The organism is Achromobacter sp. D10 (assembly GCF_035282245.1).
Taxonomy (GTDB): Bacteria; Pseudomonadota; Gammaproteobacteria; order Burkholderiales; family Burkholderiaceae_B; genus Achromobacter; species Achromobacter insolitus.
Genome location: NZ_JAYJLE010000001.1, coordinates 551,597 through 572,860, shown reverse-complemented (window position 1 = coordinate 572,860; position 21,264 = coordinate 551,597). Strand labels below are relative to the sequence as shown.

Below are 21,264 nucleotides of genomic sequence, written 5' to 3'. Positions count from 1 at the left end.
CAACTTGCCCGGGGACAGCGCGGTTTGCAGTCCCCGGGCTTTTGCGTTTCCAGGAAACCCCTACTGGGGGCATGCCCTTTCACAGGGGGGTTTCCTGGAGTCGTATCACCTGGGGCCGTGGTTGACGGCCCATGCAACCTCGAGTCGGAGTGCTCATGCCTTACTCGTACACCGAAAAAAAGCGCATCCGCAAAAGCTTCGCCAAGCGTGAAGACGTTCAAAACGTTCCCTTCCTGTTGGCGACACAGCTTCAATCCTACCTAACTTTCCTGCAGGCGGATACCGCCCCGTCCGATCGCGTAGCCGACGGTTTGCAGGCGGCGTTCTCGTCGATTTTCCCGATCGTTAGTCACAACGGTATGGCGCGCTTGGAGTTCGTGAGCTATGTGCTCGGCGAACCGGTGTTCGATGTCAAGGAATGTCAGCAACGTGGCTTGACCTATGCCTCGCCCCTGCGAGCCAAGGTCCGCCTGGTGCTGCTTGACCGCGAAGTCAGCAAGCCCACCGTGAAGGAAGTGAAGGAACAGGAAGTCTACATGGGCGAGATTCCGCTCATGACCGGCACCGGTTCCTTTGTCATCAACGGCACCGAACGTGTCATCGTTTCGCAGCTGCACCGCTCGCCTGGCGTGTTCTTCGAGCACGACCGCGGCAAGACCCACAGCTCCGGCAAGCTCCTGTTCTCGGCCCGCGTGATTCCTTACCGCGGCTCGTGGCTGGACTTCGAATTCGACCCGAAGGACATCCTGTTCTTCCGCGTCGACCGTCGCCGCAAGATGCCCGTCACGATCCTGTGCAAGGCCATCGGCATGACGCCCGAATCGATCCTCGCCAACTTCTTCGACTTCGATAACTTCGAATTGAAGAGCGAAGGCGCGATGATGGAATTCGTGCCGGAGCGCTGGAAGGGCGAAATGGCCCGTTTCGACATCACCGACCGCAGCGGCAAGGTCGTCGTCGAGAAGGACAAGCGCATCAACGCCAAGCATCTGCGCGACCTGGCTGCCGGTGGCATCCAGCGCATCTCCGTGCCGGAAGACTTCCTGTACGGCCGCGTGCTGGCCAAGAACATCGTCGACCCGGACACCGGTGAAGTCATCGCCAACGCGAACGACGAAATCACGGAAAGCGTGCTGGGCGCCCTGCGCGCCGCCAACGTGCACGACATCCAGGCCCTCTACACGAACGACCTGGACCGCGGCCCGTACATCTCGCAGACGCTGCGCACCGACGAAACCGCCGACCAGATGGCCGCTCGCGTCGCCATCTACCGCATGATGCGCCCCGGCGAGCCGCCCACCGAAGAAGCGGTGGAAGCGCTGTTCCAGCGTCTCTTCTACAGCGAAGAAACGTACGATCTGTCGCGCGTCGGCCGCATGAAGGTCAACAGCCGTCTGGGCCGTGGTGAAGACATCACCGGCCCGATGACGCTGACCAACGAAGACATCCTTGAAACCATCAAGGTGTTGGTCGAGCTGCGTAACGGCCGTGGCCAGATCGACGACATCGATCACCTGGGCAACCGCCGCGTGCGTTGCGTCGGCGAACTGGCCGAGAACCAGTTCCGCGCCGGCCTCGTGCGCGTGGAGCGCGCCGTCAAGGAACGTCTGGGCCAGGCCGAGACCGAAAACCTGATGCCGCACGACCTGATCAACTCCAAGCCGATTTCGGCTGCGATCAAGGAGTTCTTCGGTTCGAGCCAGCTGTCGCAGTTCATGGACCAGACCAACCCGCTGTCGGAAATCACGCACAAGCGCCGTGTTTCCGCACTGGGCCCGGGCGGTCTGACCCGCGAGCGCGCAGGCTTCGAAGTCCGTGACGTGCACCCGACCCACTATGGCCGCGTCTGCCCGATCGAAACGCCGGAAGGCCCGAACATCGGCCTGATCAACTCCATGGCGCTGTACGCTCGCCTGAACGAGTACGGCTTCCTGGAAACGCCTTACCGCAAGATCATCGACGGCAAGGTCAGCGAGCAGATCGACTATCTGTCGGCCATCGAAGAAAGCCACTACGTCATCGCGCAGGCCAACGCCGCGCTCGACGACGAAGGCCGCTTCGTGGACGACCTGGTTGCTTGCCGTGAAGCCGGCGAAACCATGCTGACCGCCCCGGCCAACGTGCACTACATGGACGTTGCTCCGTCGCAGATCGTGTCGGTCGCTGCTTCGCTGATTCCGTTCCTGGAGCACGATGACGCGAACCGCGCACTGATGGGCGCCAACATGCAACGTCAGGCCGTGCCTTGCCTGCGTCCGGAAAAGCCGGTCGTGGGTACGGGCATCGAGCGCACCGTGGCTGTTGACTCGGGTACGACCGTGCAGGCGCTGCGTGGCGGCCTGGTCGACCACGTCGACGCCGAGCGTGTCGTGATCCGCGTGAACGATGAAGAAAACGTCGCCGGCGAAGTCGGTGTCGACATCTACAACCTGATCAAGTACACGCGTTCCAACCAGAACACGAACATCAACCAGCGTCCCATCGTCAAGCGTGGCGACCGCGTCGCCAAGGGCGACGTGCTGGCTGACGGCGCATCGACCGACCTGGGCGAACTCGCCCTGGGTCAGAACATGCTGATCGCGTTCATGCCCTGGAACGGCTACAACTTCGAAGACTCGATCCTGATCTCCGAAAAGGTTGTGGCGGATGACCGCTATACCTCGGTCCACATCGAGGAACTGACGGTCGTCGCTCGCGATACCAAGCTGGGTCCGGAAGAAATCACCCGCGACATCAGCAACCTGGCCGAGACGCAACTGAACCGTCTGGACGATTCGGGCATCACGTACATTGGCGCCGAAGTCAGCGCCGACGACGTGCTGGTCGGCAAGGTCACGCCCAAGGGCGAAACCCAGCTGACGCCGGAAGAAAAGCTGCTGCGCGCCATCTTCGGTGAAAAGGCGTCCGACGTTAAGGACACCTCGCTGCGCGTGCCCTCGGGCATGACCGGCACCGTGATCGACGTGCAGGTGTTCACGCGCGAAGGCATCGTGCGCGACAAGCGCGCCCAGTCCATCATCGACGATGAACTGCGCCGCTATCGCCAAGACCTGAACGACCAGCTGCGTATCGTTGAAAACGACCAGTTCGATCGTATCGAAAAGATGCTGATCAACAAGACGGTCAACGGCGGTCCGCGCAAGCTGGCCAAGGGCGCCACGATCACCAAGGCCTACCTGGCCGATCTGGACCGCTGGCAGTGGTTCGACATTCGCCTGGCCGACGAACCGCACGCTGTCGTGCTGGAGCAGGCCAAGGAATCGCTCGAGCAGAAGCGCCACCAGTTCGACCTGGCCTTCGAAGAGAAGCGCAAGAAGCTGACGCAAGGCGACGAGCTGCCCCCGGGCGTGCTGAAGATGATCAAGGTCTACCTGGCCGTGAAGCGTCGTCTGCAGCCTGGCGACAAGATGGCAGGCCGTCACGGCAACAAGGGCGTGGTCTCGCGCATCACCCCGGTGGAAGACATGCCGCACATGGCTGACGGCACGCCGGCCGACATCGTTCTGAACCCGCTGGGCGTGCCCTCGCGGATGAACGTCGGTCAGGTGCTCGAAGTGCACTTGGGCTGGGCTGCCAAGGGCGTGGGCCACCGCATTGCCGATATGCTGCGTGACGAGCGCACCGCGCAGGTCAAGAACGTCCGCGCCTACCTGGACAAGGTCTACAACACGACCGGCACCGGCGCGCGCATCGACGAGCTGACCGACGACGAAGTCATGGAAATGGCCCAGAACCTCAAGAACGGCGTGCCGTTCGCGACGCCCGTCTTCGACGGCGCGACCGAAGAGGAAATCACCAAGATGCTGGAACTGGCCTACCCGGACGAAGTCGCCAAGCGCATGGCGCTGACGCCGTCGCGTACCCAGGCCTGGCTGTATGACGGCCGCACCGGCGAGCAGTTCGAGCGTCCCGTCACGGTCGGCTACATGCACTACCTGAAGCTGCACCACTTGGTCGACGACAAGATGCACGCGCGTTCGACCGGCCCGTACTCGCTGGTTACCCAGCAGCCTCTGGGCGGCAAGGCGCAGTTCGGCGGTCAGCGTTTCGGGGAAATGGAAGTGTGGGCGCTGGAAGCCTATGGCGCCGCTTACACCCTGCAGGAAATGCTGACGGTGAAGTCCGACGACATCACCGGCCGTACCAAGGTATACGAAAACATCGTCAAGGGCGATCACGTCATCGATGCCGGCATGCCGGAATCGTTCAACGTGCTGGTCAAGGAAATCCGCTCGTTGGCCCTGGACATGGATTTGGAGCGTAACTAATGAAAGCGCTACTCGACCTCTTTAAGCAAGTCTCGCAAGACGAGCAGTTCGATGCCATCAAGATCGGCATCGCCTCGCCGGAGAAGATCCGTTCGTGGTCTTACGGCGAAGTTCGCAAGCCCGAGACCATCAACTACCGCACGTTCAAGCCTGAGCGCGACGGTCTGTTCTGCTCCAAGATCTTTGGCCCGATCAAAGACTACGAATGCTTGTGCGGCAAGTACAAGCGCCTGAAGCATCGTGGCGTGATCTGCGAAAAGTGCGGCGTGGAAGTCACCGTCGCCAAGGTTCGCCGTGAACGCATGGGCCACATCGAGCTGGCCAGCCCCGTCGCGCACATCTGGTTCCTGAAGAGCCTGCCGTCGCGTCTGGGCATGGTGCTCGACATGACCCTGCGTGACATCGAACGCGTGCTGTACTTCGAAGCCTGGTGCGTGATCGAACCCGGCATGACGCCGCTCAAGCGCGGCCAGATCATGTCGGACGATGATTTCCTCGCCAAGACCGAAGAGTACGGCGACGACTTCCGTGCCCTGATGGGTGCGGAGGCCGTGCGCGAACTGCTGCGCACCATCGACATCGACCGCGAAGTGGAAACGCTGCGCGGCGAACTGAAGGCCACCAGCTCGGAAGCCAAGATCAAGAAGATCTCCAAGCGCCTGAAGGTGCTGGAAGGCTTCCAGAAGTCCGGCATCAAGGCCGAGTGGATGGTCATGGAAGTGCTGCCCGTGCTGCCGCCGGACCTGCGTCCGCTGGTGCCGCTGGACGGCGGCCGCTTCGCGACCTCCGACCTGAACGACCTCTACCGTCGCGTCATCAACCGCAACAACCGCTTGAAGCGTCTGTTGGAGTTGAAGGCTCCGGAGATCATCCTGCGCAACGAAAAGCGCATGCTGCAGGAAGCCGTCGACTCGCTGCTGGACAACGGTCGTCGCGGCAAGGCCATGACGGGCGCCAACAAGCGCCAGCTCAAGTCGCTGGCCGACATGATCAAGGGCAAGAGCGGTCGTTTCCGTCAGAACCTGCTGGGCAAGCGCGTCGACTACTCGGGCCGTTCGGTCATCGTGGTGGGTCCGCAGCTCAAGCTGCACCAGTGCGGCCTGCCCAAGCTGATGGCCCTGGAACTGTTCAAGCCGTTCATCTTCAATCGTCTGGAGATGATGGGCCTGGCCACGACCATCAAGGCTGCCAAGAAGCTCGTGGAAAGCCAGGAGCCGGTGGTCTGGGACATCCTGGAAGAAGTCATCCGCGAACACCCGGTCATGCTGAACCGTGCGCCCACGCTGCACCGTTTGGGCATCCAGGCGTTCGAGCCGGTCCTGATCGAAGGCAAGGCCATCCAGCTGCACCCGCTGGTTTGCGCGGCGTTCAACGCCGACTTCGACGGTGACCAGATGGCTGTCCACGTGCCGCTGTCGCTGGAAGCCCAGCTGGAAGCCCGCACGCTGATGCTGGCCTCCAACAACGTGCTGTTCCCCGCCAACGGCGAACCGTCGATCGTGCCGTCCCAGGACATCGTGCTGGGTCTGTACTACACGACGCGCGAGCGTATCAACGGCCGCGGCGAAGGCATCTTCTTCATGGACGTGGCCGAGGTGCAGCGCGCCTACGACAACGGTGAAGTCGAGCTGCAATCGCGCATCACCGTGCGCCTGAAGGAGCACGAGCGCGACGAGAACGGCGAATGGCAGCCGGTGATCCGTCGTCACGAGACGACGGTCGGCCGCGCGCTGCTGTCCGAAATCCTGCCCAAAGGCCTGCCCTTCACGGTGCTGAACAAGGCGCTGAAGAAGAAGGAAATCTCGCGCCTGATCAACCAGTCGTTCCGCCGTTGCGGCCTGCGCGACACGGTGATCTTCGCCGACAAGCTGATGCAGTCGGGCTTCCGCCTGGCCACGCGCGGCGGTATCTCCATCGCCATGGGCGACATGCTGATCCCGACCGCCAAGGAAGGCATCCTGGCCGAAGCCAGCCGCGAAGTGAAGGAAATCGACAAGCAGTACTCGTCGGGTCTGGTCACGTCCCAGGAACGCTACAACAACGTGGTGGACATTTGGGGCAAGGCCGGCGACAAGGTCGGCAAGGCGATGATGGAACAACTGGCCACCGAGCCCGTGACCAACCGTCACGGCGAGGAAGTGCGCCAGGAATCGTTCAACTCCATCTACATGATGGCTGACTCGGGCGCCCGCGGTTCGGCCGCCCAGATCCGCCAGCTGGCCGGTATGCGCGGCCTGATGGCCAAGCCGGACGGCTCCATTATCGAAACGCCGATTACCGCGAACTTCCGTGAAGGCCTGAACGTACTCCAGTACTTCATCTCGACTCACGGCGCGCGTAAGGGTCTGGCCGACACGGCACTGAAGACCGCCAACTCGGGTTACCTGACCCGCCGTCTGGTCGACGTGACGCAAGACTTGGTGATCACCGAGGACGATTGCGGCACTTCGCAGGGCTACAACATGAAGGCCCTGGTTGAAGGCGGTGAAGTCATCGAACCGTTGCGCGACCGTATCCTTGGCCGCGTGGCTGCCGTGGATATCGTCAATCCGGACACGCAGGAAACGGCCATCGTCGCCGGCACCCTGCTGGACGAAGACATGGTCGACACCATCGACCGCATCGGCGTGGACGAAGTCAAGGTCCGTACCCCGCTGACTTGCGAAACCCGCCACGGTCTGTGCGCGCATTGCTATGGTCGTGACCTCGGCCGCGGCACGCCGGTCAACCAGGGCGAAGCGGTCGGCGTCATCGCCGCCCAGTCCATCGGTGAACCGGGCACGCAGCTCACGATGCGTACGTTCCACATCGGTGGCGCGGCGTCGCGTTCGGCCTTGGCCAGCGCGGTGGAAACCAAGTCCAGCGGTACCGTCGGCTTTGCCAGCACGATGCGCTACGTCACCAACTCCAAGGGTGAACGTGTTGCGATTTCGCGCTCGGGCGAACTGGCGATCTTCGACGACAACGGTCGCGAACGCGAACGCCACAAGATCCCGTACGGTGCGACCGTGCTGGTGGGCGATGGCGAAGCCGTGAAGGCTGGCGCGCGCCTGGCGACGTGGGATCCGCTGACCCGTCCGATCGTGTCGGAATACGGTGGCGCCGTCCGCTTCGAGAACATCGAAGAAGGCGTGACCGTGGCCAAGCAGGTCGACGAAGTCACCGGCCTGTCGACGCTCGTCGTCATCACGCCGAAGACCCGTGGCGGCAAGATCGTCATGCGTCCGCAGATCAAGCTGGTCAACGAGAACGGCGAAGACGTCAAGATCGCCGGCACCGATCACTCGGTGAACATTTCGTTCCCGGTGGGCGCGCTGATCACGGTGCGCGACGGCCAGCAGGTTGCCGTGGGTGAAGTTCTGGCGCGTATTCCGCAAGAATCGCAAAAGACCCGCGACATTACCGGTGGTCTGCCGCGCGTGGCCGAGCTGTTCGAAGCCCGTTCGCCGAAGGATGCCGGCATGCTCGCCGACGTCACCGGCACGGTGTCGTTCGGCAAGGACACCAAGGGCAAGCAGCGTCTGGTGATTACTGACCTGGAAGGCGTGAGCCACGAGTTCCTGATTCCGAAGGAAAAGCAGGTTCTGGTGCACGACGGCCAAGTGGTGAACAAGGGCGAAATGATCGTGGACGGTCCGGCCGATCCCCACGACATCCTGCGCCTGCAAGGCATCGAGAAGCTCGCGACCTACATCGTCGACGAAGTGCAGGACGTTTACCGTCTGCAGGGCGTGAAGATCAACGACAAGCACATTGAAGTGATCGTCCGCCAGATGCTGCGCCGCGTGAACATCGTCGACGCCGGCGATACCGAGTTCATCCCGGGCGAGCAGGTCGAGCGCTCCGAGCTGTTGAACGAGAATGACCGCGTCACGGCTGAGGATCGCCGTCCGGCTTCCTACGAAAACGTGCTGCTGGGCATCACCAAGGCCTCGCTGTCGACCGATTCGTTCATCTCGGCCGCTTCGTTCCAGGAAACCACTCGGGTCCTGACCGAAGCCGCCATCATGGGCAAGCGCGACGACCTGCGCGGCTTGAAGGAAAACGTCATCGTCGGCCGCCTGATTCCGGCGGGTACCGGCTTGGCGTACCACCATGCCCGCAAGGACAAGGAAGCGCTGGAGGCTGCGGAACGCGAAGCCGCCCGCCAGCTGGCCAACCCGTTCGAAGACGCACCGGTCACGGTGGGTTCGGACGCGGAAACGCCGGCATCCGACACCGGTACCGAGGATTCCGCCGAATAAGCGGAAACCCCTGGCAGGCATACCGCGCGCAGTCTGGCGCGGCATGCCTGGAAGCAAAAAGGCCGCTGATGCGAATCAGCGGCCTTTTTTTTTGAGGAAGAGACTGGGCTTACTTTGTGGCCTGAGCCCGGGCCCTCTGGAAGACGGGGCCCCAGACGGGATGGCCGGCTTCATTGGGCGCCAGCTCGAAGGTGGGGTCCAGGGCCAGGATGCGCGCGAAGCTGTCTTCGCACAGCTGGGGATACTTGCTTACGCAATAGCTGAACGCCTGCAGTTTGTAGGCTTCGATGCGCACGGCCTTGCTGGAGGTCGCCAGGGCGTCCGAGATTGCCACGCCGCGGATGACTTCACCGTAGCGGCCGGCGCTGTACTTGTCGCGTACCTGTTGCAACTGATCCAGGGCTTCCGCGGTCGGCGGCGCTTCCGGCTGCTTGGACGTAATGCCGGCGCAACCCGCCAGGAGGGCCAGTAAGCCGAGCAGACTACTCAGAACGCGAATTTTCATGGCTTCCAAAGGTGTAGAGTGGTTAAGCGGTACGCTATCGTGCCACAGCCTGATGCGCTCGGACATTTTCCGCAATGTCCTTGCGGTGCGGATTGGATAATATTCGCCTTATTCCATCGTTAATTCAGCTGTCTGGCGACAGCGCCAGTTCCCATCATGTCTTCTTCCGCCGGCCTGTTGACGCCGCGTGGCCCGTTTTCCGGCGCCGCGCCGCTCGCACTGCGCCCGTTGAGCGCCATCGCCGCCAGTACGGCGGGGGGCGTGCCGGAAGCCCGCATCAAGCGGCTTCTATCCGATCTGCTGCCATCGTTGATGGCGCTGCATGCGCAGGGTGAAATCTGCGGCGATATTTCGCTGGACACCGTGGGCATGGACGAAAACGCCCGCGCCCATCTGGTGCCGGAGTTGGTTGTGGCGCGTTCGCGCCGCGCCACCCGTACGCCTACCCCCGGGTTTGCGCCGTTCGAGCTCTATACCGATTCGGTGGAGTGGCCGCGCGGCCCCTGGAGCGATATTTACGCCTTGTGCGCGGTGATGCACGCACTGGTAATTGGCAGCAAGCCCGCGCCGGCGCCGGAGCGCCGCGCGCAGGATACCTACGAACCGCTCGCTTCCCTGGGGCTGGCGAAGTACAGCGAGGACTTCCTGTCGGTGATCGATGCCGGCCTGGCCATGGCGCCCGCGGACCGACCACAAACGTTGGCGGACCTGGCGGGCATGCTCGGGATCGCGGCGCAGGTCGAGACGGCTCCGGACCCTGTCGCCCCGGCGCCGGCTACCCGCGCCGCGCCAGCGGCAACCGCTGCGGCGGCGCGCCAGCCCGCGCGCGGACGCCATCCCCTGCTGTTGCTGTTGCTCGTTGTGGCGTTGATCGGCGCGGGCGTCTATGCCTGGTTCGAATCGGGGATGGGCGCGCCCAATGCACTGATCACGCGGTCCGAAGTTGTCCAGCCCAACCCGCCTGCTGTGCATCCCTTGCCGCCGTCCCCGCCGGCGCCCGGTCCCGCGCCCGTCGTGCCGCCATCGGCCACCGAGCCCGGAACCCCGCAGGAACCCACACCCCAGCCTCCGGCGTCGGGGAGCGGGACGTCCCAGGGTGAAACCCGGACGCCGACGGCGCCGCCCGCCGAGGCGCCTGCTGCACCGCAAACACCCCCTGCGGCCGCACCCGCCGAAGTGCCGGCCGTCCCGGCCGAAGAAGCCGTCAAGCCAAAGCCGGTTCCCGTGTTGGTGCGGCTGGACATCCGTCCGTGGGGTGAGGTCTGGGTCAATGGCGTTGCGCGCGGTATCAGTCCTCCCGTCAAGGAATTGAGGCTGATTCCCGGCAAGTACCAGGTGGTTCTGCGCAATGCCGACCTGCCGCCGTACCGCACGACGCTGGAGGTCAAGGCGGGCAAGCCTACCGTGATTTCACACGTCTTCCAGTAAGGGCTGCCGCGGCTACGCCGCAGGCAGTTCGTCTGGCGCCATCGGCAGACGCAGCGTGAAGACCGATCCGACGCCCAGCTCGCTGCTGACCTCGACGGATCCGCCGTGGCGTTCGGCCACGGTGCGCACGAAAGCCAATCCCAAGCCAGCCCCGCCAACGTCGCCGCGGGTTTCGACGCCCACCCGCGAGAACGGTTCGAACAGTCGGGCCAGATCTTGCGCTGCGATGCCCTGACCCTGGTCACGGATGTTGACTCGCCAGAAGCCGGGCTCCTCATCGATGCCGCATTCGATCCGGGTATGTGCCGGACTGTATTTGATCGCGTTGTCGATCAGGTTGCACAGCGTGCGCATGAGCAAGGTCTGATCGCCGCGGACATAGGCAGCGGGCAACGGCAACGCCAAGCCCAGCTCGATGCCGCGCTTTTGCGCCGAGGCCCAGAACTCATCCACCGCGTCCTGCAGCAGGCTGCCCAGATCCAGTTCCACCGCACTGATCGTCATTGATTCCGCGCGGGTCAGGTGCACGAAATCGTCGACCAGGCGCAGCGTCCGGTTGGCCAGGGCGGCGATACGGTCCAGGGTTTCGCTCTGTCCTTCGGATGACGCGCTTTCCTGCTTCATCTCAACCAGCGCGAGGATGGAGCTTTGCGGAGCACGCATGTCGTGCGATATGAAGCGCAGCGTTTCTTCGCGCTGGCGCTCCGCCTGGCGAATGCGGGAAATATCAGTCAGCGTTGCGACGGTACCGGCGAAGTTGCCCTCGGCGGTGTGGATGGGGGCGCATTTCAGGATCAGGTCGCGCCCAGCGTGGTCGCGGACTTCCAGGTCCGCGCTCCATGGCGATGACGGCGCTACCTGTTCCTGCCCGCTGAGCGCTTCGGCCACACGCTGGCGCGCGGCGGGGTCGGAGATGGTCTTTTCAAGCAGATGGGTGGCAGGGCGCCCGACACGGGGAGGGCGCATGCCCAGCCGCTGGAAATACATGACGGCGGCCTGGTTGCGGAACTGCATGCGGCCGTCCTGATCGAAAACGAGCGTGGCGTCCGGCATGCCGTCCAGACCGTCCGCCAGGAAGCGGCGCAGGTTGCGCACGCGGGCCAATGCCCGGCGCAGCTCCGCAACGCGGCTTTCCAGCGAGGCGCTGGGGCCCGTGCCCTGGGCGCCGGCCTCGTTCAGCACCGGTGGGTACTCTCGTTGGAGTCGGCGCAGCTCATTGTCCATGTAGCGCAACGCGGCTTCCTGGCTGCGCCAGCTCCAGAGTGGATAACACAGCGCCACGCCCAGCAGCGCGGCAACCGGCGCGAACCAGACGTGGGCATAGGCCAGTAGCAGAAGGGCTGTCAGCAGGATGGCGATGAACAGGGCCAGGCTGACGAGCAGTGCCCGTTTGGGCGACAGGCGCCACAGGGCGAGGCAGGCCAATAGCACGGGCAGGGCCGCGAACAGGGCATTGCACCAGGCGGGCGGCAACCGGTAGGCGATGTCGTCCCGCGCCGCGTGCAGCAGGTTGGCGATGATCTCCACGCCCGACATGCCGCTGACGTCGTGCGACACCGGCGTTGGATAAGCATCGCCCAGGCCCGTGGCCCAGGCGCCGACCAGCACGTACTTGCCGCGCAGGTCCTCGGGCGCCAGGTCGCCGCGCAGCACCGACAGGTACGACACCGTGCGCGTGTGGGCGGTGGGGCCGGCATAGGGGATCAGGATGCTGCCGCCAGGCGAGGCGCGCTTGAGCAGCTTCTGCGCGGCCTCCGCTTCGCCGCCGACATCCAGCATGGCCATGGCCAGATGATTCCAGCGGCGGTCGCCTAGCTGTGCGGTCAGCGTGGCCTCGCGCACGACGCCGTCCGGGTCGATGCGCGCGTTGATGAAGCCCTTCGCGGCCGCAGCTTGCGCTATGCCGGGGATGGGTTCATTGACGGAGGAGGGATGATCGAGCCGGTCCAGCACTACCGGTAGCACCGTACGGCCATGACGCCGGATGCTTTCGGCCAGAAAGCGGTCGTCGTTCGGATTGGCCATGTCCGGTTCGGCGAAGATCAGGTCCAGCGCCACGGCGCGGGCGTCCCGCAAGCGGTCCAGCAGCGCCGCATGAACGGCGCGTCGCCAGGGCCAGTGGCCCAGCGCCTTGACGCTATCGTCGTCGATCGCGACGATCAGGATATCGGGGTCGGCGCCGCGGCCCGTCATCGAGAGCGCGCGATCGTACAGAATCTGGTCGAAGCGGCCCAGGCCATTGAATGAACCCAGGATGGCGGCAAACACCGCCAGCGCCACCGTCAGCCACAGTCCTGAGCGCGAGGTCCGGTCCTGCAGGTCGGTGGCGTCAGGCATGGGGAGGGGGCTAATAGTCGGTCAGCGTGATCAGGCCGCCTGTGCCGCTGGCAACGCCAGAACCATCGGATGTCAGGAGCATGTTGGCGCCTTCGAATGTGGCGATGGCGTCGCGGCCGTTCAGGCCCAGGTCGTCCACTGCGCGCACGGACACGTAATACGTGCCGGGGCCAGGCGCGGTAAAGCGGATGTCGTTGTTGGGGAAGCTCGTTGACGACACGGGCAAAGCGCCTTCGGCGTCGCGCGATACGCGCACCAGATAGCTGCGCGCGCCAGATACCGGCGAGACGTCGGCAGTCCAGGCGCCACCGCCCGCACGCGTGGGCGTGCCCAGTTGGGGCGCGTCCAGCAGTGCGCGCATGCCCGACACCACGCCGTCTGAACCGACGGCGGCGCCATAGCCCTTGGCCACCGCGACCGGTTTGGCCGGGCTGGCGCCGGGGGCGTGCGGCTGCAGGCGCACGCTGCCTTCGAGTACCTCGCTATGCACGCCTTGTGCGCCGCTCTGCACGCGGAAGCGCGTGCCGCGCACGCCTGTGACTGCTACGGGAGTACGGACTTCGAAGCGGCCCACGCCTTGTCCGGCGGGCGCCACCGATGATTCGACGCCGCCGCGCCGCACGAGCACCACGGAGTCCGTCAGGGCCGTGCCTTCGAACTGGCGCAGGCGTGCCATTTCAACCGAGCCGTCAGCCGGCAGCGTCAGCTTGGAGCCGTCAGCCAGTTCCAGCGTGACGAAGCCATTGGCGGCAGTGCCGACGGTGCTGCCTTCGGACACGGTATCGCCAGTCCGCAGCGACTTGCCATCGACATTGGCCTGGCCGCTGACGTGCACGACGCGCGCTTCGGCGGGCCGTACGGGAATCATGGACAGGGGAATGCGCAGTTCAAGTCCGATAGGCAGCGTTTCCGGCGTGACGACTTTGTTCAAGGTCTGCAGCTGGTTCCAGTTGGTCTGCTTCTGCGTGTACCGGGTGGCCAGGTCGATCAGCGTATCGCCTGGGCGCACGCGGTAGATGAAGTCGTCTCCGAGCGCGCCCGCGGGCTGGCTGCGCGCGGGCGCCATCAGCGTCAGGAAGGAAATCAGGGCAAGCAAAGAAAGCGCGCGGTAGCGGCTCATGGCTATCGGTTCTCCAGGGATGCGCGCGTAGGCGCTTACTGCGGGTTGGGTGCGATGTCTTCCGGCGAGCTGATCAGCTCCAGCCGATAGCCCAGCGCATACGAGGATGTAAGCCGCACGCCATGTTCGGGACGCAACTGGAGCTTTTGCCGAATGTTCGACAAGTGGGTGTCCAGGGTGCGGGAGGTGGCGGGAATTTCCCGGTTCCATACGCATTCGGCCAGCACATCGCGCGACATCAGGCGGCCGACATTGCGGAAAAACAGCAAGGCGAGTTCGAACTCTTTCGGGGCGAGCGGCACCACGGCGGAATTCAGGGTGATCGTGCGCGCGGCGGGCTCGATGCGATAGCGCGCCACGTCGAAGACATCGTCCGCGGGCTCGGCGATCTGGCTGCGGCGCAGCAATGCCGCTACCCGCGCGAGCAACTCCAGGGGGCGCAAGGGCTTGACGATGTAATCGTCGGCGCCGGCGCGCAGTCCTTCCACCAGATCGTCCTCGCTGGAACGGTTGGTCAGGAAGATGACCGGAATGCGGGGACCGATATTGGCGCGCAACCACCGCACCACATCGTCACCGTCGATGTCGGGCAGATGCCAGTCCAGCAGCACCAGGTCGAAATGCTCAGTGCGCAGCGCGGCCAGGAGGTCCCGACTTTGCTGGTAACTACTGCAGGCATATCCGGCGGTGGTCAGAACTTGCTGGATCCGAAGCGCTTGATCCAGGTCGTCTTCCAGCGACGCGATTTTCATCAGACGTGTTCTCGCGAAGGTTTGCTACGCAAGCGCGCGCTATGGCGCCCTACTGCAAGATGGGTGAGGAATATATAGGTGTAAACGAATGATAACTCGGGAGGTGGCCCGGCTGGCTACGTTATGGCAAGAACTGTCAAACATTGCAAAGTTGACGAATCTTGACTGGAGTTGTTGCGTAACAACGCGCCACACTGTCTCAATCGTTCTCCTTCTCCGACATGTTTCGGGGACGGAGCCGGTCGAGGTTGTTGGTCGGATGGAACAGATATGAATCAATTGCGCATACTTATGATGTCACCGGACGAGGCCGCTCGCGGCGCGGCCGTGTCTGCATTGCTGCAAGCTGGTATTTCTGCACGCGGTTGCTCGACGTCTCTCGAATTATTTGGATTGCTCAACGGCGGCGGCTACGACGTCGTGGTCCTGGATGTCGGGACCCTGGGCGAAATCGGTTACGCCCTGGTGGCCCGCCTGCACGGCTCGTCGTCCATGGGCATTGTGGTCACCGGCCGCGGCATGTCGGTGGATAGCCGCCTGCGCTGCCTGCAGAGCGGCGCCGACGCCTGTCTGCCGGATCCGCAGGATCCGCGTGAACTGGCCTGCATCCTGCTGTCCCTGGCGCGCCGCCTGCCCACCGGGCAGGACGCGTCCCTGGCCGAGGCGGCACAGACGGGTCAATGGGAGCTGCGCGACCAAGGCTGGACCCTGGCCGCGCCTTCGGGGGCGACCATTTCGCTGTCAGCCAACGAGCGCCTGATCGTGCGATCGCTGCTGGAAGTCGCGGGCAAGGCCGTGGGCCGCTCGGAATTGGGCGATGAGCTCAAGGTGGAAGGGGGCGGAGTGCGCGCCAGCGGTTCCCGCAGTATCGACGTGATCGTCAGCCGGCTGCGGCGCAAGGCCGAGCTGGCCGGCGTGATGTTGCCTATCCGCACGGTCTACGGCAGCGGCTACCTGTTCGCCGACCAGTAGGCGGGCGAGTACACTGGTTGCCATGCGCCGACGCATGCGGCATCCATTCCCTGGTCGGGAACCGCGGGGCCGGCGACGGGCCGGTTGCGCCGGCCGGCATGGCCCCGATTTTTCGCTTATATGGCCCTAATTTTCACGTCTGGCGTCCAACTGACGCTCTTCTGCGTGCAACGGCCATCTTGCCGGGCTTACAATTTTCTTTGACAGCAGCCCTTGATTTCAGTTATGCTAAAGGGCTTACTGCTTTATTTCGCGCGCAAAAACTGGCCGCAATAGGGAAGGAAGCACGGTGTCTTGAAACGGGGTGCGTCACGAGCCTTTCGTTTCACGGCATACGGCTTCGCGATAAAGGGATCATGTCCCGGCATCGTCTCCCCACGGCATCCAGCTTTGTGCGTTTTGTCATAGTTTGTTGGCAAGCCCGCTCTTTTACGTATACGAACGTTTGAGGCGGTTTTGCGCGAACTGCCTTCTCCGAAAGTCACTGCTTGAGGAGACGAGTACGTAAGTACTTACCCAGTGGTACGTAAAAGGGATTTCAAAGGTCATGCCTACCATTAGCCAACTCGTGCGCAAGCCGCGCGAAGTCAGCATCATCAAAAGCAAGAGCCCCGCGCTCGAAAACTGCCCGCAACGCCGCGGCGTGTGCACTCGCGTGTACACCACCACCCCCAAGAAGCCGAACTCCGCTCTGCGTAAGGTTGCCAAAGTGCGTCTGACCAACGGTTACGAAGTCATTTCGTACATCGGCGGTGAAGGCCACAACCTGCAAGAGCACTCGGTGGTTCTGGTGCGTGGCGGTCGTGTGAAGGACTTGCCCGGTGTGCGTTATCACATCGTGCGCGGTTCCCTCGACCTGCAAGGCGTCAAGGATCGTAAGCAAGCCCGCTCGAAGTACGGCGCGAAGCGCCCGAAGAAGGCTTAATAACGAGTCAGCAGTACCCCCCGCGTGGCGGAAGTCCGTCACCAGGGAAGTGCGACCGCGCCATCCAGATGATGGGAGGTGCGCGGCACGTAAGGGGTCGTCTCCATGGACGGCCATGGCCGTGTAATGAAACACGGTTCAACTGAACAGACACAAGGAAGCAACAATGCCCCGTCGTCGCGAAGTACCCAAGCGCGAGATTCTGCCCGATCCCAAGTTCGGCAGCGTCGAACTCGCCAAGTTCATGAACGTCGTCATGCTGGACGGCAAGAAGGCCGTCGCCGAGCGCATCGTCTATGGTGCCCTCGAGCAAGTGCAAACCAAGACCGGCAAAGAGCCGATCGAAGTTTTCAGCCTGGCGATCAACAACATCAAGCCGATCGTCGAAGTGAAGAGCCGCCGCGTTGGCGGTGCCAACTACCAAGTGCCGGTTGAAGTGCGCCCCGTGCGCCGCCTGGCCCTGGCTATGCGTTGGCTCCGTGAAGCCGCCAAGAAGCGTGGCGAGAAGTCGATGGATCTGCGTCTTGCTGGCGAACTGATCGACGCCTCCGAAGGTCGTGGCGCCGCGATGAAGAAGCGCGAAGACACGCACAAGATGGCAGAGGCCAACAAGGCCTTCAGCCATTTCCGCTGGTAATTTAAGGACTAACCCACCATGGCCCGCAAAACCCCGATCGAGCGCTATCGCAACATTGGTATCTCTGCGCACATCGATGCAGGGAAAACCACCACGACCGAACGTATCCTGTTCTACACCGGCGTCAATCACAAGATTGGCGAAGTGCATGATGGCGCAGCCACCATGGACTGGATGGAACAAGAGCAAGAGCGTGGCATCACCATTACGTCGGCTGCTACGACGGCGTTTTGGCGTGGCATGGCTAAGAACTATCCGGAACACCGCATCAACATCATCGACACCCCGGGACACGTGGACTTCACCATCGAGGTGGAACGTTCGATGCGCGTCCTGGACGGTGCTTGCATGGTCTACTGCGCGGTGGGCGGTGTTCAGCCCCAGTCCGAAACCGTGTGGCGTCAAGCCAACAAGTACGGCGTGCCGCGTCTGGCCTTCGTCAACAAGATGGACCGCACCGGCGCCAACTTCTTCAAGGTCTATGACCAGTTGAAGAACCGTCTGCGCGCGAATCCCGTTCCCGTGGTGATCCCCATCGGCGCCGAAGACACGTTCAAGGGCGTGATCGATCTGGTCAAGATGAAAGCGATCATCTGGGACGAAGCCAGCCAGGGCATCAAGTTCGACTACGAAGACATTCCGGCCGAACTGCAAGGCGCGGCTGAAGAATGGCGCGAAAAGCTGGTCGAAGCCGCTGCCGAGTCGTCCGAGGAACTGATGAACAAGTACCTCGAAACCGGCGCGCTGGACGAAGCCGAGATCAACCTGGCCATCCGCCAGCGTACGATCGCCGGCGAAATCCAGCCGATGCTGTGCGGCACCGCCTTCAAGAACAAGGGCGTGCAGCGCATGCTCGACGCCGTCATCGACTACCTGCCGTCGCCCGTGGACATTCCGCCGGTCGAAGGCACCGATGACAACGGCAACGAAGTCAAGCGCCAAGCCGACGACAGCGAGAAGTTCTCGGCCCTGGCGTTCAAGCTGATGACGGACCCGTTCGTCGGCCAGCTGACCTTCGTCCGCGTGTACTCGGGCGTCCTGAAGTCGGGCGACACCGTGTTCAACCCGGTCAAGGGCAAGAAGGAGCGTATCGGCCGCATTCTGCAGATGCACGCGAACAACCGCGAGGAAATCAAGGAAGTTCTGGCAGGCGACATCGCCGCCGTCGTGGGTCTGAAGGACGTGACCACCGGCGAAACGCTGTGCGATGTCGATTCGCACGTGACGCTGGAGCGCATGGAATTCCCCGAGCCCGTGATTTCGCAGGCCGTGGAACCCAAGTCCAAGGCTGACCAGGAAAAGATGGGCCTGGCGCTGTCGCGCCTGGCGCAGGAAGATCCGTCGTTCCGCGTGCGTAGCGACGAAGAATCCGGCCAGACCATCATTTCCGGCATGGGCGAGCTGCACCTGGAAATTCTGGTTGACCGCATGAAGCGCGAATTCGGCGTGGAAGCGAACGTCGGCAAGCCGCAGGTGGCTTACCGCGAAACCATCCGCAAGACCTGCGAAGAAGTCGAAGGCAAGTTCGTCAAGCAGTCGGGCGGTCGCGGTCAGTACGGTCACGTGGTTCTGAAGGTCGAACCGCTGGAGCCGGGCGGTGGCTACGAATTCGTGGACGCCATCAAGGGCGGTGTGGTTCCTCGCGAATTCATCCCCGCGGTGGACAAGGGCATCCAGGAAACGCTGCCGTCGGGCATCCTGGCCGGCTACCCGGTCGTGGACGTCAAGGTCACGCTGTTCTTCGGTTCGTACCACGATGTGGACTCGAACGAAAACGCGTTCAAGATGGCCGGTTCGATGGCCTTCAAGGAAGGCATGCGCAAGGCCAGCCCCGTGCTGCTCGAGCCCATGATGGCCGTTGAAGTCGAAACGCCTGAAGACTACGCTGGTACCGTGATGGGCGATCTGTCCTCGCGTCGCGGCATGGTTCAGGGCATGGACGACATGGTTGGCGGTGGCAAGACCATCAAGGCCGAAGTTCCGCTGGCCGAGATGTTCGGTTACGCCACGAACCTGCGTTCGCTGACGCAAGGCCGTGCGACGTACACGATGGAATTCAAGCATTACTCCGAGGCTCCCAAGAACGTCGCTGACGAAGTCATCGCCGCTCGGGCCAAGTAAATAACCCTCGCCGCGTCCGCCCAAAAGGCGGCGCGGCAAATATCGAAATTTCCTTGAAAGTCAAAGGATAGAGATCATGGCAAAAGGCAAGTTTGAACGTACCAAGCCGCACGTGAACGTCGGCACCATCGGCCACGTTGACCACGGCAAGACCACCCTGACGGCGGCCATCACGACCGTTCTGTCGACCAAGTTCGGCGGCGAAGCCAAGGGCTACGACCAGATCGATGCAGCTCCTGAAGAAAAGGCACGCGGCATCACCATCAACACCGCGCACGTCGAGTACGAAACGGAAACGCGTCACTACGCGCACGTTGACTGCCCGGGCCACGCTGACTACGTCAAGAACATGATCACGGGCGCCGCCCAGATGGACGGCGCGATCCTGGTCGTGTCGGCCGCTGACGGTCCGATGCCGCAAACCCGCGAACACATCCTGCTGTCGCGCCAGGTTGGCGTGCCGTACATCATCGTCTTCCTGAACAAGGCTGACATGGTTGACGACGCCGAGCTGCTCGAGCTGGTGGAAATGGAAGTTCGCGAACTGCTGTCGAAGTACGACTTCCCGGGCGACGACACCCCGATCGTGAAGGGTTCGGCCAAGCTGGCGCTGGAAGGCGACAAGGGCGAACTGGGCGAACAGGCCATCCTGTCGCTGGCCCAAGCTCTGGACACCTACATCCCGACGCCTGAGCGCGCGGTTGACGGCGCGTTCCTGATGCCCGTCGAAGACGTGTTCTCGATCTCGGGTCGCGGCACCGTGGTGACCGGCCGTATCGAACGCGGCGTGATCAAGGTCGGCGAAGAAATCGAAATCGTCGGTATCGCTCCGACGGTCAAGACGACCTGCACCGGCGTGGAAATGTTCCGCAAGCTGCTGGACCAAGGTCAAGCCGGCGACAACGTGGGCATCCTGCTGCGCGGCACCAAGCGTGAAGACGTCCAGCGCGGCCAAGTTCTGGCCAAGCCGGGCTCGATCACCCCGCACACGGACTTCACGTCCGAGGTGTACATCCTGTCCAAGGAAGAAGGCGGCCGCCACACCCCGTTCTTCAACGGCTATCGTCCCCAGTTCTACTTCCGCACGACGGACGTGACGGGCACGATCGACCTGCCGGCCGACAAGGAAATGGTTCTGCCGGGCGACAACGTGACGATGACCGTCAAGCTGCTGGCCCCCATCGCCATGGAAGAAGGTCTGCGTTTCGCCATCCGTGAAGGCGGTCGTACCGTCGGCGCCGGCGTCGTCGCCAAGATCCTGAAGTAATCCGGATCACTTAAGCAGCACACAACCAGCGAGGGCGGCCTCGTCGCCCTCGCCTCTCGTTCTTTAGGAAACGCCATGAAAAACCAAAAGATCCGTATCCGCTTGAAAGCCTTCGATTACAAGCTGATCGATCAGTCGGCCGCTGAAATCGTCGATACCGCCAAGCGTACCGGCGCTGTTGTCCGCGGTCCGGTGCCGCTGCCCACGCGTATCCGTCGCTACGACGTCCTGCGTTCGCCGCACGTCAACAAGACGTCGCGTGACCAGTTCGAAATCCGCACGCACCAGCGCCTGATGGACATCGTTGATCCCACCGACAAGACCGTTGACGCTCTGATGCGTCTGGACCTGCCGGCTGGCGTCGACGTCGAAATCGCGCTGCAGTAAAGCGTATCGGGCCTGCTACCTTCGCCGGCAGGCACGAAAAAATGGCCGCATTCCTTGTGAGTGCGGCCATTTGTTTTTATGTACGTCCTCGGCATCTTTCCTGCGCCAAGTCGGCCCGCGAGGCGGATGAGCCGGGAACGGCGCACATCACTTCAGAATAAGTTAGCAGGCGCTCACTGTCGTCTTTGGCTTCACCTTGCGGGGCCGGTCGCCTTGTGGCGCGCAAAGTGTCGCGAAATCGCCTTGCTCAACGATGCCAAAGCGCGCTAAGTGCTTGTGCTGCCTGAAAAAAACGTGCTAA

13 protein-coding genes are annotated in these 21,264 nt (G+C 63.1%); 9 read left to right on the top strand and 4 right to left on the bottom strand.

Annotated features, from left to right (window positions below):
• The first annotated feature begins 155 nt into the window (after positions 1-155).
• Positions 156-4,268 carry a DNA-directed RNA polymerase subunit beta gene (gene rpoB, locus VCS63_RS02740; protein ID WP_042795894.1) on the top strand — a complete coding sequence of 1,371 codons (4,113 nt, stop codon included), beginning with the start codon at positions 156-158 and terminating at the stop codon, positions 4,266-4,268.
• Positions 4,268-8,512: a DNA-directed RNA polymerase subunit beta' gene (rpoC, locus tag VCS63_RS02735; RefSeq protein ID WP_042795895.1), complete on the top strand. Its 4,245-nt coding sequence runs from the start codon at positions 4,268-4,270 to the stop codon at positions 8,510-8,512. The genes rpoB and rpoC overlap by 1 nt, the downstream gene beginning before the upstream one ends.
• Positions 8,513-8,621: 109 nt before the next feature.
• On the opposite strand, the gene VCS63_RS02730 is transcribed toward rpoC, so the two are convergent.
• On the bottom strand, positions 8,622-9,017 hold the full coding sequence (locus tag VCS63_RS02730) for a TssQ family T6SS-associated lipoprotein (protein ID WP_323878294.1): 396 nt from the start codon (positions 9,015-9,017) through the stop codon (positions 8,622-8,624).
• A gap of 156 nt (positions 9,018-9,173) precedes the next feature.
• On the opposite strand from VCS63_RS02730, the gene VCS63_RS02725 reads away from it, so the two are divergent.
• Positions 9,174-10,445: a serine/threonine protein kinase gene (locus VCS63_RS02725; protein ID WP_112966790.1), complete on the top strand. Its 1,272-nt coding sequence runs from the start codon at positions 9,174-9,176 to the stop codon at positions 10,443-10,445.
• A 12-nt stretch (positions 10,446-10,457) separates the two neighbouring features.
• Here VCS63_RS02725 and VCS63_RS02720 read toward each other — a convergent pair whose 3' ends face one another.
• The 3 genes from VCS63_RS02720 to VCS63_RS02710 are packed head-to-tail and all read right to left on the bottom strand — an operon-like array spanning position 10,458 to position 14,654.
• Complete coding sequence (locus VCS63_RS02720; RefSeq protein ID WP_104653927.1) at positions 10,458-12,782, bottom strand: CHASE2 domain-containing protein; 2,325 nt, start codon at positions 12,780-12,782, stop codon at positions 10,458-10,460.
• Between the two features lie 10 nt (positions 12,783-12,792).
• The gene (locus VCS63_RS02715) at positions 12,793-13,902 is read right to left on the bottom strand and encodes a FecR domain-containing protein (RefSeq protein WP_042795898.1); all 1,110 of its coding nucleotides are present in this window, start codon (positions 13,900-13,902) and stop codon (positions 12,793-12,795) included.
• A gap of 35 nt (positions 13,903-13,937) precedes the next feature.
• Positions 13,938-14,654: a response regulator transcription factor gene (locus VCS63_RS02710; RefSeq protein ID WP_042795899.1), complete on the bottom strand. Its 717-nt coding sequence runs from the start codon at positions 14,652-14,654 to the stop codon at positions 13,938-13,940.
• Positions 14,655-14,924: 270 nt separating this feature from the next.
• Here VCS63_RS02710 and VCS63_RS02705 point away from each other — a divergent pair, with 270 nt between their 5' ends.
• The 6 genes from VCS63_RS02705 (at position 14,925) to rpsJ (ending at position 20,963) form a co-directional block, all read left to right on the top strand.
• Positions 14,925-15,626 (top strand): response regulator transcription factor, encoded by a 702-nt coding sequence (locus tag VCS63_RS02705; RefSeq protein ID WP_042795900.1) that lies wholly within the window; start codon positions 14,925-14,927, stop codon positions 15,624-15,626.
• 547 nt (positions 15,627-16,173) lie between these two features.
• Positions 16,174-16,551: a 30S ribosomal protein S12 gene (gene rpsL / locus VCS63_RS02700; RefSeq protein WP_005017264.1), complete on the top strand. Its 378-nt coding sequence runs from the start codon at positions 16,174-16,176 to the stop codon at positions 16,549-16,551.
• 166 nt (positions 16,552-16,717) lie between these two features.
• Entirely contained in the window at positions 16,718-17,188 is a 471-nt protein-coding gene (gene rpsG / locus VCS63_RS02695; RefSeq protein WP_006216561.1) for a 30S ribosomal protein S7, read from the top strand.
• 18 nt (positions 17,189-17,206) lie between these two features.
• On the top strand, positions 17,207-19,309 hold the full coding sequence (fusA, locus tag VCS63_RS02690; protein ID WP_042795902.1) for an elongation factor G: 2,103 nt from the start codon (positions 17,207-17,209) through the stop codon (positions 19,307-19,309).
• Positions 19,310-19,385: 76 nt separating this feature from the next.
• Positions 19,386-20,576, top strand: a complete 1,191-nt coding sequence (tuf, locus tag VCS63_RS02685) for an elongation factor Tu (protein ID WP_042795889.1) — start codon at positions 19,386-19,388, stop codon at positions 20,574-20,576.
• 75 nt (positions 20,577-20,651) lie between these two features.
• On the top strand, positions 20,652-20,963 hold the full coding sequence (gene rpsJ / locus VCS63_RS02680) for a 30S ribosomal protein S10 (RefSeq protein ID WP_003806903.1): 312 nt from the start codon (positions 20,652-20,654) through the stop codon (positions 20,961-20,963).
• Positions 20,964-21,264 lie beyond the last annotated feature (301 nt).

What these genes read in the sequence shown, in the direction of transcription:
- fusA (WP_042795902.1), top strand. Translation starts at nt 17,207, where the DNA reads ATGGCCCGCAAAACCCCGATCGAGCGCTATCGCAACATTGGTATCTCT.
- rpsG (WP_006216561.1), top strand. Translation starts at nt 16,718, where the DNA reads ATGCCCCGTCGTCGCGAAGTACCCAAGCGCGAGATTCTGCCCGATCCC.
- VCS63_RS02705 (WP_042795900.1), top strand. Translation starts at nt 14,925, where the DNA reads ATGAATCAATTGCGCATACTTATGATGTCACCGGACGAGGCCGCTCGC.
- VCS63_RS02730 (WP_323878294.1), bottom strand. Translation starts at nt 9,017, where the DNA reads ATGAAAATTCGCGTTCTGAGTAGTCTGCTCGGCTTACTGGCCCTCCTG.
- VCS63_RS02715 (WP_042795898.1), bottom strand. Translation starts at nt 13,902, where the DNA reads ATGAGCCGCTACCGCGCGCTTTCTTTGCTTGCCCTGATTTCCTTCCTG.
- rpsJ (WP_003806903.1), top strand. Translation starts at nt 20,652, where the DNA reads ATGAAAAACCAAAAGATCCGTATCCGCTTGAAAGCCTTCGATTACAAG.
- VCS63_RS02710 (WP_042795899.1), bottom strand. Translation starts at nt 14,654, where the DNA reads ATGAAAATCGCGTCGCTGGAAGACGACCTGGATCAAGCGCTTCGGATC.
- tuf (WP_042795889.1), top strand. Translation starts at nt 19,386, where the DNA reads ATGGCAAAAGGCAAGTTTGAACGTACCAAGCCGCACGTGAACGTCGGC.
- VCS63_RS02725 (WP_112966790.1), top strand. Translation starts at nt 9,174, where the DNA reads ATGTCTTCTTCCGCCGGCCTGTTGACGCCGCGTGGCCCGTTTTCCGGC.
- rpoC (WP_042795895.1), top strand. Translation starts at nt 4,268, where the DNA reads ATGAAAGCGCTACTCGACCTCTTTAAGCAAGTCTCGCAAGACGAGCAG.
- rpoB (WP_042795894.1), top strand. Translation starts at nt 156, where the DNA reads ATGCCTTACTCGTACACCGAAAAAAAGCGCATCCGCAAAAGCTTCGCC.
- rpsL (WP_005017264.1), top strand. Translation starts at nt 16,174, where the DNA reads ATGCCTACCATTAGCCAACTCGTGCGCAAGCCGCGCGAAGTCAGCATC.
- VCS63_RS02720 (WP_104653927.1), bottom strand. Translation starts at nt 12,782, where the DNA reads ATGCCTGACGCCACCGACCTGCAGGACCGGACCTCGCGCTCAGGACTG.